Origin of the sequence: Streptomyces sp. NPDC088387 (assembly GCF_044753385.1) — a bacterium.
Taxonomy (GTDB): Bacteria; Actinomycetota; Actinomycetes; order Streptomycetales; family Streptomycetaceae; genus Streptomyces.
Genome location: NZ_JBIVNC010000013.1, coordinates 89,004 through 105,079 on the forward strand (window position 1 = coordinate 89,004; position 16,076 = coordinate 105,079).

Annotated in this window: 13 protein-coding genes; 5 read left to right on the forward strand and 8 right to left on the reverse strand. The window is 70.1% G+C overall.

Going from position 1 to position 16,076, the window contains the following annotated elements:
* The first annotated feature begins 23 nt into the window (after nt 1-23).
* The 4 genes from ACIQAC_RS30165 to ACIQAC_RS30180 are packed head-to-tail and all read left to right on the forward strand — an operon-like array spanning nt 24 to nt 4,766.
* Nucleotides 24-1,007: a carbohydrate ABC transporter permease gene (locus ACIQAC_RS30165; RefSeq protein ID WP_402196410.1), complete on the forward strand. Its 984-nt coding sequence runs from the start codon at nt 24-26 to the stop codon at nt 1,005-1,007.
* Nucleotides 1,004-1,867 (forward strand): carbohydrate ABC transporter permease, encoded by an 864-nt coding sequence (locus ACIQAC_RS30170; RefSeq protein WP_402196413.1) that lies wholly within the window; start codon nt 1,004-1,006, stop codon nt 1,865-1,867. Before ACIQAC_RS30165 ends, ACIQAC_RS30170 begins: the two co-directional genes overlap by 4 nt.
* A 23-nt stretch (nt 1,868-1,890) precedes the next feature.
* On the forward strand, nt 1,891-2,871 hold the full coding sequence (locus ACIQAC_RS30175) for a hydroxyacid dehydrogenase (protein ID WP_402196752.1): 981 nt from the start codon (nt 1,891-1,893) through the stop codon (nt 2,869-2,871).
* Nucleotides 2,868-4,766: a DUF2264 domain-containing protein gene (locus ACIQAC_RS30180; protein WP_402196415.1), complete on the forward strand. Its 1,899-nt coding sequence runs from the start codon at nt 2,868-2,870 to the stop codon at nt 4,764-4,766. The genes ACIQAC_RS30175 and ACIQAC_RS30180 overlap by 4 nt, the downstream gene beginning before the upstream one ends.
* Nucleotides 4,767-4,790: 24 nt before the next feature.
* Here ACIQAC_RS30180 and ACIQAC_RS30185 read toward each other — a convergent pair whose 3' ends face one another.
* The 5 genes from ACIQAC_RS30185 to ACIQAC_RS30205 form a co-directional block, all read right to left on the reverse strand.
* Nucleotides 4,791-7,043, reverse strand: coding sequence for a tetratricopeptide repeat protein (locus ACIQAC_RS30185; RefSeq protein ID WP_402196418.1), 2,253 nt, complete (start codon nt 7,041-7,043; stop codon nt 4,791-4,793).
* An 84-nt stretch (nt 7,044-7,127) separates the two neighbouring features.
* Nucleotides 7,128-8,783: a purine-cytosine permease family protein gene (locus ACIQAC_RS30190; RefSeq protein ID WP_402196421.1), complete on the reverse strand. Its 1,656-nt coding sequence runs from the start codon at nt 8,781-8,783 to the stop codon at nt 7,128-7,130.
* A 130-nt stretch (nt 8,784-8,913) separates the two neighbouring features.
* Entirely contained in the window at nt 8,914-9,666 is a 753-nt protein-coding gene (locus ACIQAC_RS30195; protein ID WP_402196423.1) for a GntR family transcriptional regulator, read from the reverse strand.
* Nucleotides 9,667-9,706: 40 nt separating this feature from the next.
* Nucleotides 9,707-11,146 carry a glycerophosphodiester phosphodiesterase family protein gene (locus ACIQAC_RS30200; protein WP_402196424.1) on the reverse strand — a complete coding sequence of 480 codons (1,440 nt, stop codon included), beginning with the start codon at nt 11,144-11,146 and terminating at the stop codon, nt 9,707-9,709.
* Between the two features lie 109 nt (nt 11,147-11,255).
* A complete protein-coding gene (locus ACIQAC_RS30205; protein ID WP_402196426.1) occupies nt 11,256-11,855 on the reverse strand; it encodes a lytic transglycosylase domain-containing protein in 600 nt (199 codons plus the stop codon).
* A gap of 231 nt (nt 11,856-12,086) precedes the next feature.
* On the opposite strand from ACIQAC_RS30205, the gene ACIQAC_RS30210 reads away from it, so the two are divergent.
* Nucleotides 12,087-12,581 (forward strand): NUDIX hydrolase, encoded by a 495-nt coding sequence (locus ACIQAC_RS30210; protein WP_402196429.1) that lies wholly within the window; start codon nt 12,087-12,089, stop codon nt 12,579-12,581.
* Nucleotides 12,582-12,632: 51 nt separating this feature from the next.
* On the opposite strand, the gene ACIQAC_RS30215 is transcribed toward ACIQAC_RS30210, so the two are convergent.
* The 3 genes from ACIQAC_RS30215 to ACIQAC_RS30225 form a co-directional block, all read right to left on the reverse strand.
* The gene (locus ACIQAC_RS30215) at nt 12,633-14,135 is read right to left on the reverse strand and encodes a CoA transferase (protein ID WP_402196432.1); all 1,503 of its coding nucleotides are present in this window, start codon (nt 14,133-14,135) and stop codon (nt 12,633-12,635) included.
* 111 nt (nt 14,136-14,246) lie between these two features.
* Nucleotides 14,247-15,236: a 3-hydroxyacyl-CoA dehydrogenase family protein gene (locus ACIQAC_RS30220; RefSeq protein WP_402196434.1), complete on the reverse strand. Its 990-nt coding sequence runs from the start codon at nt 15,234-15,236 to the stop codon at nt 14,247-14,249.
* Nucleotides 15,237-15,260: 24 nt separating this feature from the next.
* Nucleotides 15,261-15,995, reverse strand: coding sequence for an acetoacetate decarboxylase (locus ACIQAC_RS30225; protein WP_402196436.1), 735 nt, complete (start codon nt 15,993-15,995; stop codon nt 15,261-15,263).
* Nucleotides 15,996-16,076: the final 81 nt, after the last annotated feature.

The following is a 16,076-nucleotide window of genomic DNA, read 5'->3' on the forward strand; positions in this document are numbered from 1 at the left end:
ACCCCGAACGGCAGGTGACCTCGATGACCGCGACCACCCATTCCCCCGCGGCGGCCTCCGTACCCCCTCGGGTGGCAGGCGTCTCCGGGCGCAAGGCGCAGAAGGCGGCCAGGCGCCGGCGCGGCGGCGCCGCGGGCGTCCTGATGGCCCCGTTCTTCGTCCTCCTCACCCTCGTGTTCCTGCTGCCGGTCGGCACGGCGGTGTGGCTCAGCTTCTTCAGCGACGACCAGCCCGGCCTCGGCTTCGGCGCGGAACGCACCGTCTTCGTCGGCCTGCGCTCGTACACCGCCGTACTGACCGACCCGTCGTTCCTGTCCGGACTCGGAACGGTGGCGCTGTACTGCCTGATCTACATCCCGCTGATGACGGTCGGCTCGCTGGCCCTCGCACTGCTCCTCGACTCCGGCGTCGTACGGCTGCGCTCCTGGGCCCAGTTGGGCCTCTTCCTGCCGCACGCGGTCCCCGGCATCATCGCCGCGCTGATCTGGCTGTACCTCTACACGCCCGGCCTCAGCCCGGTCATCGAAGTGCTCGGCAAGGCCGACATCACGGTCAACTTCCTCGGCCTGCACACCGCGGTCCCGTCGATCGTGAACATCGCCCTGTGGAGCAACCTCGGCTACAACATGGTCATCTTCTACGCCGCACTCCAGGCCGTCCCCCGCGAGGTGCTGGAGGCCGCGGTGGTCGACGGTGCCGGACCGGTGCGCACCGCACTGCGGGTCAAGACCCCGCTCGTACGGCCCTCCATCGTCATGGTCGCGATGTTCACCCTGATCTGGGCCCTGCAACTGTTCACCGAACCGATGCTGCTGCACCAGGGCTCGCAGATCATCGGCGCCCGGTTCTCACCGAGCATGTACATCTACGACGCGGCCTTCAGCCGGAACAACTACTCGCTGGCCGCCGCCGCCTCGGTGATCCTCCTCGTCATCACGATCGGCGTCTCCTACGCCGTCACCCGCTGGACCAACCGCGTCAACCCGGCCGAGGAGAACGCCCGATGAGCGCCACGGACTCCGCCCTGCTGCGCCCGCGCCTGCTGGGCCGCGCCACCGTCAACGCCGTCGTCACCCTCTCCGTGCTGTACACCCTGCTGCCCGTGCTGTGGCTGGTGCTCGCCGCGTCGAAGTCCCGCGACGCGCTGTTCAGCAGCAGCATCCTGTCGTTCAGCGACTTCTCGTTCGTGCAGAACGTCAGGGACCTGTTCGCCATGGACGGCGGCCTCTACAGCCGCTGGTACGGCAACAGCCTGCTGTACGCGGTCCTGGGCGCCGCCCTGGGCGCGCTGATCAGCGTCGCCTGCGGGTACGCCTTCGACAAGTACCACTTCCGGCACAAGGAGAAGCTGTTCGGCCTGGTCCTCGCGGCGGTCATGGTGCCGCAGACCGTGCTCGCGCTGCCCCTGTATCTGATCGCGAGCGAGACCGGCGTGGTGAACACCTTCTGGTCGGTGTTCATCCCGGTCCTGTTCAACCCGTTCGGCGTCTACCTGGGCCGCATCTTCGCCCAGGGTTATGTGCCCAACGAGATCCTGGAGGCGGCCCGTGTCGACGGCGCCGGCGAGCTGACGACGTACGTCCGCGTCTCCCTGCGGCTGCTCGGCCCTGGCCTGATCACCGTCTTCCTCTTCCAGCTGACCGCGATCTGGAACAACTTCTTCCTGCCCATGGTCATGCTCTCCGACCAGGACCTGTATCCCGTCAGCCTCGGCCTCTACCAGTGGAACAGCCAGGCGACCGTCTCGCCCGAGTACTACCCGGTGGTGATCATGGGCTCGCTCCTCGCGGTCCTTCCCCTCATCCTCGCCTTCGTCCTGCTCCAGCGGTTCTGGCGCTCCGGCCTCACGGCGGGGGCGGTCAAGTGACCAAACCCCGCGCGGCACTGGCCATGTCCCGCTCGGCGGCGGACGCCGTCTTCACCCCGCGGTCACTGTCCGAACTGGGCGACGTGTGCGACCTGGCGCCGCCGCCCGTCCTCGACGACCTGACGTCCGCGCACGCCCGGCACGTCCTCGCCGACGTCGAGGTCCTCGTCACCGGCTGGGGATGCCCACGCCTCGACGCGGACGTCCTCGCGGCCGCGCCCCGGCTCAAGGCCGTGGTCCACGCCGCCGGTTCGGTGCGCGGGCATGTCACCGACGCCTGCTGGGACCGCGGCGTCGAGGTCTCGTCCGCCGCCGCCGCCAACGCGCTGCCGGTCGCCGAGTACACCCTCGCCATGATCCTGCTCCACGGCAAACACGTCCTGGAGCGGGCCCGCGACTACCGGAGCACCCGCCGCCGCGACGACTGGCTGCACACCTCGCACCAGGTGGGCAACTACCGCCGTACGGTGGGCATCCTCTCCGCGTCCCTGATCGGCCGCCGCGTCATCGAACTGCTGCGCCCCTTCGACCACGAGGTACTGCTGCACGACCCCTACGTCACCGGAGCGGAAGCCGCCGAACTGGGCGTGGAATGGGTGGAGCTGCCCGAACTCTTCACCCGCAGCGACCTGTTGAGCGTCCACACCCCGCTGCTGCCCGCCACCCGCGGCCTGGTCAGCCGTGAACTCCTCACCGCCATGCGCCCGGGAGCCGCCCTGATCAACACCTCCCGCGGTGCCGTCGTCGACCAGGACGCCCTCACCGACGTGCTGCGCGCGGGCCGCATCCGCGCGGTCCTCGACGTGACCGACCCCGAGGTCCCGCCCCCCGACCATCCGTTGTGGGACCTCCAGAACGCACTGATCACACCCCACCTGGCCGGCTCCCAGGGCAGCGAGTGGGAACGCCTCGCCGACACCGCCGTCGGCGAGGTCGCCCGGTGGGCCGCGGGCGACGGATTCGCCCACCCCGTACGACGCGAAAGGCTGGCGTTCCTGGCATGAGCACCCCCGGCATCCCCTTTGCACTCCCCGCCGAGAACCGCGAACTGAGCCCGTACACCGGCTACACCCGCGCCCACTGGGAGGCCGCCGCCGACGGACTGCTGGAGGCCGCGTGGCGCTGGGCCACCCCGGGCGGCGCCCTGCTCGACCTGCCGGGCCGCCCCTCACGCTCGGGCGTCCGCTCGGACGGACTGGAGGGCTACGCCCGTACGTTCCTCGCGGCCGGCTTCCGGATCGCGGGCGCCGGCGGCAAGGACCCGCAAGGCCTGCTGGAGCGGTACGCGTCCGGCCTCACCGCCGGCACCCGCACACCCGGCAGGGACGACACCGAGTCATGGCCCCTCGTCCTGGACCACCAGATCCAGGGCCAGCCCATGGTCGAGTCGGCGTCCGTCGCACTCGGCCTGTCCCTGACCCGCCCGTGGCTGTGGGACCGGCTCGACGACAGCACACAGGACCGGGCCGAGCGGTGGCTGCGCGGCGCGCTCACCCACATCCCCGCGCCCAACAACTGGTACCTCTTCCCGTTCACCGTGGCCTCGTTCCTGGAGTCGGCGGGCCGCGGCGACGAGGTGACCGCACGCGCAATGGACCGGGCCCTCGAACTGATGGAGACCTGGTACCGGGGCGGCGGCTGGTACTCGGACGGCGACGGCCAGGCCTACGACCACTACAACGGCTGGGCCCTGCACCTGTATCCGGTACTGCACGCCCATCTGACGGGCGACACCGCACTGGCGGCCCGGTTCGGCCCGCGCCTGCGCGAACACCTGGAGGGATTCTCCCTGCTGTTCGGCGCCGACGGCGCACCCATCCACTTCGGCCGCTCACTGACCTACCGTTTCGCGGCCACCGCGGCGGTCGGCGCGGGCGCCGTCACCGGCAACACCCCGCTGTCCCCGGGCACTTCGCGCCGGCTGATCAGCGGCAGTCTGCGTTACTTCCTCGACCGGGGTGCCGTCACGGACCAGGGCCTGCTGAGCCTGGGCTGGCACGGCCCGCACCCCGCCACCCTCCAGACCTACTCCGGGCCCGCGTCCCCGTACTGGGCGTCCAAGGCCTTCGTGGCACTGCTCGCGCCGGACGACGCCCCGCTGTGGACGGCGACCGAGGAGCCGTCGCCGAGCGAGGGTCCCGACCGGGTGCTGGCCCTGCCCGCGCCGGGGCTGCTCGTCCAGTCGACCGCCGCGGACGGGATCGTACGACTGCACAACCACGGCAGCGACCACGTCCGCCCCCACGAAGGGGAGTCAGCCGCCGACAACGACCCGCTGTACGCCCGCCACGCCTACTCCACACACACCGGCCCGACGGCACCGGCCAACGTCGCCGACAACCACGTGGCGGTCGAGATCGGGGGAGTGGGCAGCGTGCGGCGCCGGATCCACCCGCTCGGCGCGGGACACGGCGACGGCTGGGGATGGGCCGCGTCCTGGCACCGCCCCGTGTTCCCCTCCGGTCCGCCGATGGTGCCGGGGCTGCGTGTGGAGAGCGTGACGGTGGCGCGGGGCCGGCACGAACTGCGTGTGCACCGGGTCGTCGGAGCCCCGCCCGGAGCCCGGCTCACCCTCACGGGCTGGGCCACGGACACCCTCCTTTCGGAACTGACGGGGCTGTACGGATGGTCCGAGGAGGACCGGGTGCGCGCACCCGAGGGCACCGCCTACGAGCCATGGGTGCGCGTTCCCCGTCTCTCGGCGGACGTGCGCGGAACGGCGGTGTTCGCGGCGCTGGCGTCACTCACCGCGACCGAGACGCCTCCGGCGAGTGCCGTGGCCGAAGTCGATGTATCGGAGGGGGAGTTGGAGGTGCGTTGGGTCGACGGCTGGGTGACCAGCGTGGCGTTCTCTCCGCTGAGCGTGCGGGGCGAGGAGCGGGGCAGGCCGGCGAAGTGAACGACGCGGCACGGCCCCGCAGGGCTACTCCTCGGGATCCTCGGTGGGCGGCACGATGTAGTCGCTCCAAGCGGGCGGAGCGATGGTGAAGGTGGCTCCGCAGGTGTACACCTCACGGAAGAACGCGGGGTCGGTCAGGGCGTCGTAGTGCCCCTCCTCCTCGAAGTGCCGCTCCGGCAGGATCCCCAGGGCCCGGCGGCCCACCCGGGAGGCCTCCTTGTCGCCCGGCGCGCCCAGCTCGCCCGAGAGCCGGAAGTCGAAGGGCCGCGAGACACCGTTGAGGCGCAGGAAGAGATCGAACTGGCAGTCTCCGTCCTCCTCCGTGTTGCGCATGAACGCGGTGAACCGCCAGCTGCCGTCCTGGCGGCAGATCAGCTGCGCCTCGGAACAGAAGAGAGGCAGCCGCATGCCCACTGTGCTGTAGACCCAGATCTCCTTCCCGAGGGTGAAGATCCGTTCGTCACCCGGCGGGATCTCCTCGTCCGGGACCGGTGTGGTGGCCGCGGGGAGCGGAAACCAGTCGTGCCAGTACCCGTTCACGTACCAGGCCGCGGTGCGCTTCCCCGACCCGTCGACGCCGAAGACCTCCATGTGGTGGTCGTCGCGGGTCAGGGTGGCCAGGTGGGCCGGCCCGGTGAAGGGCTGCTGGTCCCTGACCTTGAACCAGTCGTGCCAGTCCTCGGAGTCCCAGTAGTTGCCCCACGTCTGACCGGCGGCGTCGACGGCGAAGACCTCCATGTGGTCCTCGTGCCGGGACACCGTCGCCAGGGGTGTACCCGGCTCGAACTGCCGTGTGCCGAGGGGGAACCACTCGTGCCAGGTGTTGCCGTCCCACCAGTTGCCGCGCGGTTGGCGGTCCTTGTCGATGCCGAAGACCTCCAGGTGCTCCTCGTGCCGGGAGACGCCGGCGAGCGGGGATCCGGCCGGGAACTCGTACGTCCCGAGACGCTGCCAGGCGCTCCACCCGCCGCCCCAGGCCGAGGCGTGCAGCCGCTGAAGTCCGTCGACCGCGTACAGCTCCATGTGGTCGTCGTTGCGGGACAGCGAGACCAGGTGGGACGCGGCCGGGAAGGTGTGTCCCGTCACCGGGTACCAGCCCTGCCACTCCCCGTTCCACCAGTTGCCCCACACCTGGCCGTCGCGGTCGACGCCCCACACCTCCATGTGGTCCTCGTTGCGCGAGAGTGTGGTCAGCGGCGCACCCGGAGGGAAGGTGTGCCCGGGCAGCGGGAACCAGCCCCTCCACTCGCCGTGCCACCAGTTCCCCCACACCTGGCCGTCGGCGTCGACGGCGTAGATCTCCATGTGGTCGTCGTTGCGCGACACCGTGGCGACGTGCGCGCCCGGCGGGAACGCGTGTCCGGCGAGAAGGAAACTGCCCTCCCAGGCCCCGTGCCACCACCAGGACGTCCACATCCGCCCGTTGGTGTCGACGGTGAAGACCTCCATGTGACTGTCGTTGCGCCCCAGCGTCGACAGCGGGGCGCCCGGCGGGAACGACGCCTCGACGGTGAAGGGCGGCGGCACCGCGTACTCGAACGGCTGCCGGCCGGCCAGCACCACGGCGATCCGGTCGAGGTGCTGACGTGCCCAGGTGAAGCCCGACAGGTTGTTCAGCGCCTGGTACAGCGCCACCGACTCCCGCGCGGGCACAACCGCCTGCTCCGGCTCACCGGAACTCAGCAGGTTCGCACCCAGCGTCACCAGGGTCCGCGCGAGCGCGGGGCGGTCCTGCGCCGCGCGGTGGATGTCGCTCACCTCACGGTTGGCCTCGGCCGCCTCACGGTGCCGGCCCACCGCCGTGTAGCGCAGGGCGAGGTTCTCCAGCGCCCAGGCGACACCGCCGGGCCCGCCCAACTCGCGGTAGACGGCGGTTCCTTCGAGAGCGGCGGTCAGCGCCTCGGCGATCCGGCCCGCGGCCTGGAGGTTCGAGCCGAGGGTCACCAGAGCGTGTGCGAGCCCGGGCCGGTCCTGGGCGGCACGCTGGATGTCGACGCGCTCCTGGGTGGCCTCGGCCGCCTCCTGGTGCCGGCCCGCGGCGGTGCAGCGGCCGGCCACGTTCTCCAGCGCCCACACCAGGCCGCCCTGGTTGCCCAACTCGCGGTACAGGGCGGCTGCTTCACGCGCCGCGGCAATCCCCTCCTCGTGCCGGGCGACCTTCTGGAATTCGGCGGAGAGCAGGACGAGCGCGTGGGCGAGGCCGGGGCGGTCACCGTTCTCGCGACAGACACGGACACGTTCCTGGGCCTCTTGCAAGGCGTCACTGGTGGTAGCCACGAGACGTCCATTCCCCGCACACACCAGCTTTACCGCCTTCAACGCGGAATCACCGGTGGTGTGTGCGGGGTGTGGTGGCGGACGTCAGCCCGCCGGGGTCTGCGCCGGCAGCACGTGGTCACCCACCTTGTCCGTGCTCAGGCACAGCGAGCAGACGACCGCGTCGTGGACCAGGCACGCCGTCAGGTCGGGCCGCTCGAAGGACTGGTGGCAGACATGGCAGTCGAACGTCGTGGCGCTCGGGTTGCCCTCGGCGTCGAGCAGCGGCTCGCTGATGCCGTCGTCGGTGCGCCGCAGGTAGTACCTGCCCTTGGTGACGATCGCCATGAGGGGCGTGAGCACAAACGCGATGACGGCGGCCGCGACGGGGGAGTACGGCTGGAGCGTGTCGCCGAACAGGTGGAAGTACAGGGCGATGGAGAGCCCGGAAGCGGCCACGAACGCCACCACCCCGACCGGGTTGACCGCGTAGAGCATGCCGCGGCGGAACTCGGGGGCGCGCGGGGAGAGTTTCAGCACGTACTTGTTGATGCCGATGTCGGTGGCGACGGTGACCACCCAGGCGATGGCACAGTTCGAGTAGAAGCCCAGGATGTCGTTGAGGAAGCTGAACATGTCGGCCTCCATCAGCACCAGCGCCACGGCGAGGTTGAACAGGACGAAGACCATCCGGCCCGGATAGCGCTTGGTGACGCGGGTGAAGGAGTTTGTCCAGGCGAGCGATCCGGAGTACGCGTTCGTCACGTTGATCTTGATCTGGCTGATCACGACCAGGATCACCGCCAGCGGCACGACGAGCCAGGACGGCATCATCGCGTCGAACGCCCCCTTGAACTGCTGGATCGGCTCCGGCGCGGCGCCCGGACCGACCTCGGCCAGGATGTACACCGCGAGGAACACACCGATGGCCTGCTTGAGCGCGCCCAGCACCACCCAGCCCGGACCGGCCATCACCACGGCCGTCCACCAGGCCCGCTTGTTGGCCTCGGTCTTGGGCGGCATGAACCGCAGGTAGTCGATCTGCTCACCGATCTGCGCGATGAGCGACAGACACACACCCGCGCCCAGCAGCACCGCGGCGGTGTTCACACCGCCCTCGCCGTCGGTGCCCGCGTAGGCGAGGAACCGGTCGACGGTCCCCGGGTCGCTCGCGATCAGGTAGACCAGCGGGCCGACCATCAGGAGCAGCCAGATCGGGGTGGTCCACACCTGGAGTTTGCTGAGCGCCTTCATCCCGTAGATCACCAGCGGGATCACCATGAGCGTGGAGACCAGATAGCCCAGCCAGAGCGGGAGTCCGAGGCCTACCTCCAGGCCCTGGGCCATGATCGAGCCTTCGAGGGCGAAGAAGATGAAGGTGAAGCTCGCGAAGATGACACTGGTGATGACCGAACCGTAGTAGCCGAAGCCGGAGCCGCGGGTGACGAGGTCCAGGTCGATGTTGTAGCGGGCACCGTAGTAGGCGAGCGGGAAACCGGTGACGAAGATGACGACGGCGGCCACGGCGATCGCCACGAGCGCGTTGCCGGTGCCGTGGGCCAGTCCGATACCGGCGCCGATGGAGAAGTCGGCCATGTACGCGATGCCGCCGAGCGCGGTCGTCGACACGACCATCGGCGTCCAGCGGCGGTAACTGCGGGGCGCGAAGCGAAGGGTGTAGTCCTCCAGGGTCTCCTTGGTGGCCTGGCTGGTCGGGGAGGCCGGCGCTGCGGCTGTCTGGGGTGACTCCGTGGTGCTCATGGGCAGCCCTTCAGGAGTGAGCGGACGGGGCAGGGGTGTGGGACGGGATCGGCGGCACCGCAACTCGGGCGGCGGAGACGGGGAGGCGGCGCCGCCACCCGGGCGGCGGGGACGGGGAGGCCGCCCGTTCTCAGAGACGGTCGGCGTGCAGGGCCATCTGCGTCATGGCCCGCTGGGCGAGGGCCAGCACAACGGCCATCGAGTCGCCGACATGGGCGTGCAGGGCGCGTTGGCCCTCGTCGAGCCGTCCGGCACGCACGAGTTCCATGATCGTGATGTGTTCTGTGATCGTCGTCGCGACCCGGTCCTCGGTGAGGAAGTCGTACATCCGCACCCGGCGGATCCGCTCGCCGACCGCCACGAGTGCGTCGGTGAGAGCCGCGTTGCCGGAAGCGCGGGACAACTCCGCGTGGAAGCGCTCGTCCTGGACGACGAAGCGCGGGTCCGGTGCGGGCGGGTTCGCGCGCATCGCGTACCAGCGGTCCAACTCGGCCGAGAGCATGGCCGGATCGTGCCGCACGGACGGGTCCTCGACCGCACGGGCGATCCCGCGGAGCTCCAGCGTGATCCGCAGCTCGTAGAGGTCCTTGAGCTGGGCGAGATTGGGGATCGTGACGAAGAAGCCGCCGTGACCCCGCTCGATCAGCCCGTCGGACACCAGCCGCGTCAGCGCCTCCCGCACGGGGGTGCGGGAGACACCGAACCGTACGGCGAGCCGCATCTCGGTCAGCCGCTCGCGCGGGCCGAACTCACCGTCCAGCACGGCGGAACGCAGCCTGGCGTGGACCGTGTCGCGCAGCGAGCGCCCGGTGGTGTCCGTCGGCGGCGGCTCCTGAGGGGCCGGGGCCGCCGCCAACGGCGGTGTATACAGCTGCGAATCCATGAGCGGATACGCTAGAAACCTTGTGTTTCCCCGAAGTCCCTCACGTTGTGAACGGACCGTTTCCTGTGCCCGCCGAGGTCCCCTGGGCCCGGTCGAGCTGGAGGTAGTCGAGGTTGAAGTTCTGGTACGCGTCGGCGTCCATGCTGATGCGGACCTGGTGACGGCCGGCCTTGAGGTACTGCTTGACGCCGGAGGGCTGCACGAAGAACGCGCTGTGGCTCGTGGTGTTCCGCACCGCGATGCCGTCGCTCGGGCGACCGTCGTCGAAGGTCAGCCGGTAGGTGCCGGCCGGCTGGTACGGGGACGACACGCGCGCGGAAACCTCGTAGTACCCGGACTTACGGACGTCGAAGTCGTACGTGAGCCACTCTCCACCACGGATCCAGCACACGTCGACGGCGCCGTCCTGGTCGCAGACGTCGACGCCCTCCTTGAGCCGGGCGACGTTCCCGCCGCGGTTCTGCGCGTCCAGGTCGTGGTACGCGACGCCTTCTCCGCCCTGCCGGAAGTCCTCGCCCTGGACACGGACACTGTCCGCGGGCAGCCTCTCCGCACGGCCCGTCTTCAGCCAGGACTCCAGCGTCTCGACGTTGTCGGTCTGGAGCATGGAGGCGCCGAACGTGTTGATGAGGGCGCCCCAGCCCCGGGCGGGGTCGATAAGGGAGCGCTCGTCGGTGTAGTGGTCGGCCAGCCCGAACCACATCGAGTTGATCCATACCCGCCCGGTGGAGCGCATCCGGTCGAGGACGGGCTTACGGACGATCGCGTCCTCGTCGCTGTCGAAGATGACCTCGTAGGCGAGCGGCTGGTCGGCACCGAATGCGTCGATGGCGTCGATGTTGTCGTCCGACACGACGTGCATGTACAGGGCGTCCGGGTGCTGCTCGCGGAAGGCCTGCACCTCGGCGACCGGCGCGCTGCCCTTGAACAGTCCGTTGCGGACCGTGCCGGTCTCCGTCAGGACCCGGTACATCTCCTCGCGGATGTCCCAGCCCTTGTCCAGGTTGGCCAGACCGCGGTTCTTGATGAGCGGCATGGCCTCGGCCAGCGTGGGGACGCGTTCGTCGGTCAGCGCCGCCTGGGCGCCGCCCAGCCCCTGCTTCAGCCGCAGTTCCTTGATCTGCGCCAGGGTGAGGTCGGCGACCCTGCCGGTGCCGTTGGTGGTGCGGTCCACCGTGTCGTCGTGCATGAGGACGGGGTGGCCGTCCTTGGTCAGCCGGAGGTCGATCTCGACGATCTCGGCGCCGTGGTCGAAGGCGGCCGTGATGGCCGGGAGGCTGTTCTCGGGGGCCTCGCGCCACTGGGCGCGGTGCGCCACGGTCATGACCTTGGCGTCCCGGCCGTGGTCCATCAGGTCCCGGTAGGCCCGGTCGGCCGCGGAGGAGCGCGGCGTGGCCTGCGGCTGTACGGCGCCGACGCTGCCCGTGGTGAGGGTGAGCGCCAGGGCCGCGAGGACAGGGGTGAGGAGGAGCTTTTTCACGGACTGAACCGTGACGCCTCAGTATGAAAGATGTCTCCACGAAGTATGTATTGCGGCTGAACTGTGAGGCGGACGAGGCGCCCGCGTTCACAGGTTCGGCCGCCGCGCGTCAGTCGCCCCGCGCGTCGTGTGACTCGTCGTGTTTTGCGATGACTTGGGCGGCCCGGCCGCGGTAGGTACGGAAACGGCGCAGATACGACCGGGCCAGCGGGCCCGGCGGGACGCCCCGGGCGAAGGCCCGCATGTTGCGTTCCCCCGTGTTGTAGCCCAGGGCGAGGAGTTCGTCGCGCGTGTAGCGGCCCGCGTGCAGCTTGGGCAGCCTCTGGTCGAGGTCCTTGAGGTGCAGGGCGGCGGCGCGGATGGCGAAGTCGGGATCGTCGCGCAGGTCCTGCCAGCGTCCCTGGAGTCCGTGTGTCACGCGGACCCGTTCGAAGGCCGCCCGGTGCATGTTGGCCACACCGAAGGACGCGCCGGGCTTCCACCACTGCCACAGCCGTTCCAGCAGCGGATGGTGGGGCTTGTACGCCTCGTTGTGGAGCACGGTCATCACCAACACGGCCGGGACACCGGCCTCTTCGGCACTGCGTGCCACGGACTCCGCGTAGTCGCCGGGGTCGTAGGCGCCGGGCCGCAACGACGGCGTCGGTACGTCTCCCTCCGACCGGGACTGCGACGGTGACTGCGCTTCCGGCGTCGACGGCTCGGCCATCCCTGCCCACCTCGTTCCACTCGCCCGCGATCACGGGCCGCACGGCCTCCACCGGCTGGGATGCGCGTGCCCGCCCGGCCGCGATCTCAATCCCGCCCGACGACGATCTCCCTGCCGACCGAGGCGCCGCCGACCTCGCCGCACCGGCAGAACTGTTCGACCCGTCAAGGGAGTTGTCCGGTCGGAGCGGCGTTTGCTTGACTGATCTGCTCTGGATCAAGGGGGTCTGTGATGGAGTCGGCAGACGGCGGAACGAGCTTGCGGCTGGCGGCGTATGCCGTGTGCGTCGAGGACGACCGCGTGCTGCTCGCCCGCTACCTCGAGAAGTCGGGCGAGAGCAGCTGGACCCTCCCGGGCGGTCGCGTCGAGCACGCGGAGGACCCGTTCGACGCGGTGATTCGCGAGGTCGCCGAGGAGACCGGCTGCGACGCGGTGGTGGAGCGGCTCCTGGGTGTGGACTCCCGGGTGATCCCGGCCGCGGAGCGTGCCGTACCCGGCCTGCCCGACCACCAGAACGTCGGCATCTTCTACCGGGTCCGCATCACGGGCGGCCGGCTCAGGCCGGAACCGGACGGCGACATCGTCGAGTCCGTCTGGACCCCGGTCCCCGACGTCGCCGGCCTGCGCCGGTCCTCACTGGTCGACATCGGCCTCGCCCTGGAACAGACGCTCCCGCCGACCGGGCACGTCACGCCCGTGCCGGTCGGCGGCCTCCTCCAGCACTGACGTAGCTCGGCGTCCCGCTGGACAGCGCTCATGCCGAGTGGCTGTCGCCCTTCAGGCCTGCGGCAGCCACACGGGGGCGCCGCTGCCACGGGGCACCAGAACCGTACGGAAGCGGCCCGGCGTGGCCGACATGACGACCTGGTCCGTGACACCGGTGTAGAAGCCGCAGGGCGTCTGGGCGGAGAACTGGTCGGGGGCGAGATAGGCGTGCGGCGAGTCCGGCCCGCCCGTACCGGCGACTTCGTGGGCGTAGTCACGGTCGAACAGACCGAGGCTGAGAATCCAGGCGGACACCCGGCTCAGGCTGAGACTGACCTTGTAGCTTCCGCCCTCGGTGGCGCGCAGGATCAGCGCACGGATGATTCCCGTGGTGGCCAGCCAGGACAGTACGTAGTCGTTGACGACGTCAATGGGCGGCAGGGCGGGACGCCCATCGACTCCCTCCCGGAGCATGACTCCGCTGACACAGCCCGCGGTCTGGTCGAAGCCGACCCGGTCGGCCCACGGCCCGCTGTCACCGTGCAGGCTCACGGTGGCGTAGACGATGCCGGGACGGACCTCCGCGGCCTCCTCGGCGGACAGACCGATCTTCTCCAGGAAGCCGGGCCGCCGGTTGGCGTAGAAGACGTCCGCGTCACGCAGCAGCTCGCGGACGCGGCGCCGGCCCTCGGACGAGTACGGGTCGACGGTGGCAGACCGCACTCCGACGTTCGCGGAGTAGTAGGTGACGTCGTTCTCCCACTCGGTGGGACGCCACAGGTTCAACGCGTCCGCTCCGTGCTGGGCGAGGTCGCGTCCGATGCCCGCGCCCGCGATCACATGCCCCATCCCCAGGGCGCGCAGGCCCTCCAGCGGCTGGGACACCCCTGGCAGCAGGGGTTCGGGTTCGCTCTCACCGATCTTCTCGATCCTGATGAGCGGCTCGTGCGCGAGGTGGTCCCGGTACTGCGGTTCGGAGAGGAACTCCTCGGTCGTACGCAGCATCGGCATCACGACGCCCGCGTCCGCGCCGGCCTGCTCCAGCGGGGCCGCGTCCCAGGTGCGCACGGCTGCCGCGACGGAGGCCTCGTCGGGGGTGGTGCCCAGCAGTCGGAGCGTGGCGTCCTTGATCTTCGGATAGAGGTTGAGCGGCATGACCCACCGGCCGTCGCGGGTCTCGTAGAACTTGAGGCTGAAGGGGTTGCCGGGGTCGTGCGGCCGGGCCGGGCTGAAGCCGTTGAGCTTCTCCCACTTCTTGTCGTAGAAGGGGCACAGGCGGTGCGGGGCCTTCCGCAGGTCCATGGTGATGCTCTGGCCGGCGCCCCCGCGATGGCGCCACAGGGACGCGAGGGCCACGGACTTGGCGGTCATACCGAGTGCCGGCACGGCTCCGAGGCGGAGTGTGGAGGGGACGATCGGGTCGGCCCCCAGGAAGGTGACGGGGCCGCCGCTGTCGTCGGGCCGCATACCGATGCCGGCGAGGACGTCGTGCAGGGCGTGGTGGATGTCGAAGTCGTCGTCGCCCGTGAGCGGATGGGACACGGCCTGGGTGATCTTCTCAGTGAGCGAGTTCATGGTGGGGGCTTTCGGGGGTGGGGGTTGCCAGAGGTCGTGTCTTCGAAGGCAGGGGCTTTCGGCGAAGGCGGGTCTCCGTGGACGTGCTCGGCGGAGTGGGCCCCGGTGCCGTCACACCCCGTCCGTGTCGGGGGCCGGCGTCTCGGCGAGGGCCCGCATCAGAGCGACCTGCTTGCGGTCGCGCTCGGCGGCGAGCTGGTCGATGCCGGCGCCGAAATCCCGCGCCTGTTCGACCAGGGTCGCCACGGTGGCTTCGTCGAAGGCGACGTGCTCACGTGCCATCTGGTCCCAGCGTTCCTCCATGCCGGGCCCCAGGTGTGTGACGAAGTGCGGCAGACCTCCCTGGCCGCCGCCGAGATGGAACGTCTGGAACGGCCCCGCCACCGCCCACCGCAGCCCGATGGAGGACGTGACCACGGCGTCCAGCTCCTGCTCGGTGACGACTCCTTCGGCGACCAGGTGGACACACTCCCGGAAGAGCGCAGACTGAAGACGGTTGGCGACAAAACCGGGCACCTCCTTGCGCAGTACCTGCGGGTTCTTGCCGAGCGAGGTGTAGAAGGCGCGGGCGCGCTCGACGGTCTCCTCGCTCGTGTGCTCGCCGCGCACGATCTCCACGAGCGGCACCAGGTGCGGCGGGTTGAAGGGATGCCCCACCACGAGGCGTTCCGGCCGGCGCAGGGCGGTGGCGATGTCGGTCGCCGGGATCCCGGAGGTGGAGGTGGCGAACAGGGCCGTCGCCGGGGCGTTCTCCTCGATGGTCCGCCACATCTGCCGCTTGACGTCGAGTCGCTCGGGACCGTTCTCCTGGACGGCGTCCGCGGTACGCACGGAGGCGGCGAGGTCGGGTTCGAAGCCGAGGTGGCGCGTGAGGTCGGCCGTACGCAGGCCCAGTCCCCGGAGCACGGGCACGGTGCCGTCGATCAGTTCACGTACGTGGGTGTCGATGCCGGGCTGTGGGTCGGTGACGGTGACTTCGAGGCCGTGGGCGAGGAACAGCGCGGCCCAGGAGGCGCCGATCACGCCGCCGCCGACGACGGTGACACGACGGATGTCGGGGCTGTCGCCGAGGTCGCTCGTGGTGGTCGTGGGTTCAGCCATGGCGAGGTTCTCTCCAAGGGGTGTTCAGGCGAGGTAGTCGTGCACGAGTTCCGTACGGCCCAGGGTGAGGTCGGCCAGGATGTGGCTCGCGGAGACCACTTCGAGGACCGGCAGGTCGGCCAGCGGGGCCAGTGCGTGGGCGAACAGCTGTAGCCGGGCCGGCCCGGTCCAGGCGCCCTTGACGGTCACGTCCGAGATCTGTGCGCGGGCCAGTTCGCAGATGCGAGGCCTGCCGTCGTAACCCGGCAGCTTCTTGAGCATAAAAGTCGGCAGGGTGATCTCGGCGCGAGCGTCGGCGGGGTCCAGCGGGCGGTGCTTGTAGCCCATGGTGGCGGTGGCGACGCGCAGACTGCCGTAGTCGAGCGTGCCCACCAGAGTGTCGGAGTCGGTGTAGAGCCGCGGTGCGCCCAGCTTCTTGGGGAAGGCGCTGATCTCGCGGCCGCTCGCGATGGCGGGGTGGCTGTCGACGTACATCGCCAGGCTGTACTCGCCGCGCTCGCCCTCGTACTCGACGGCCACGACCTGGCCGGACTCTGTGTAGTCGCCGAGCCCGGTCACGTCGGGCATACGCATGACCTCGAAGCGGACCAGGGGCTCCGGAATCCGCAGCGGCTCGGGAACGACGGCGGCGAGCGCTTCCGAGTCGGTTCGATAGGTGATGTTGAGGTACTCGCGGTTGGTGAACCTGTACGGGCCCATCGGGTACGCGGGGGCGTTGAGGGGGGTGGTCAAGGACCGCACGACGTCGTCGACGCGCATGGGGATCGCCTTTCCTTCGCTTGCGACACCTCGATTATTGGCATATACAACTTGTTGCTGTCCGACGGTACGGCGCAGTGA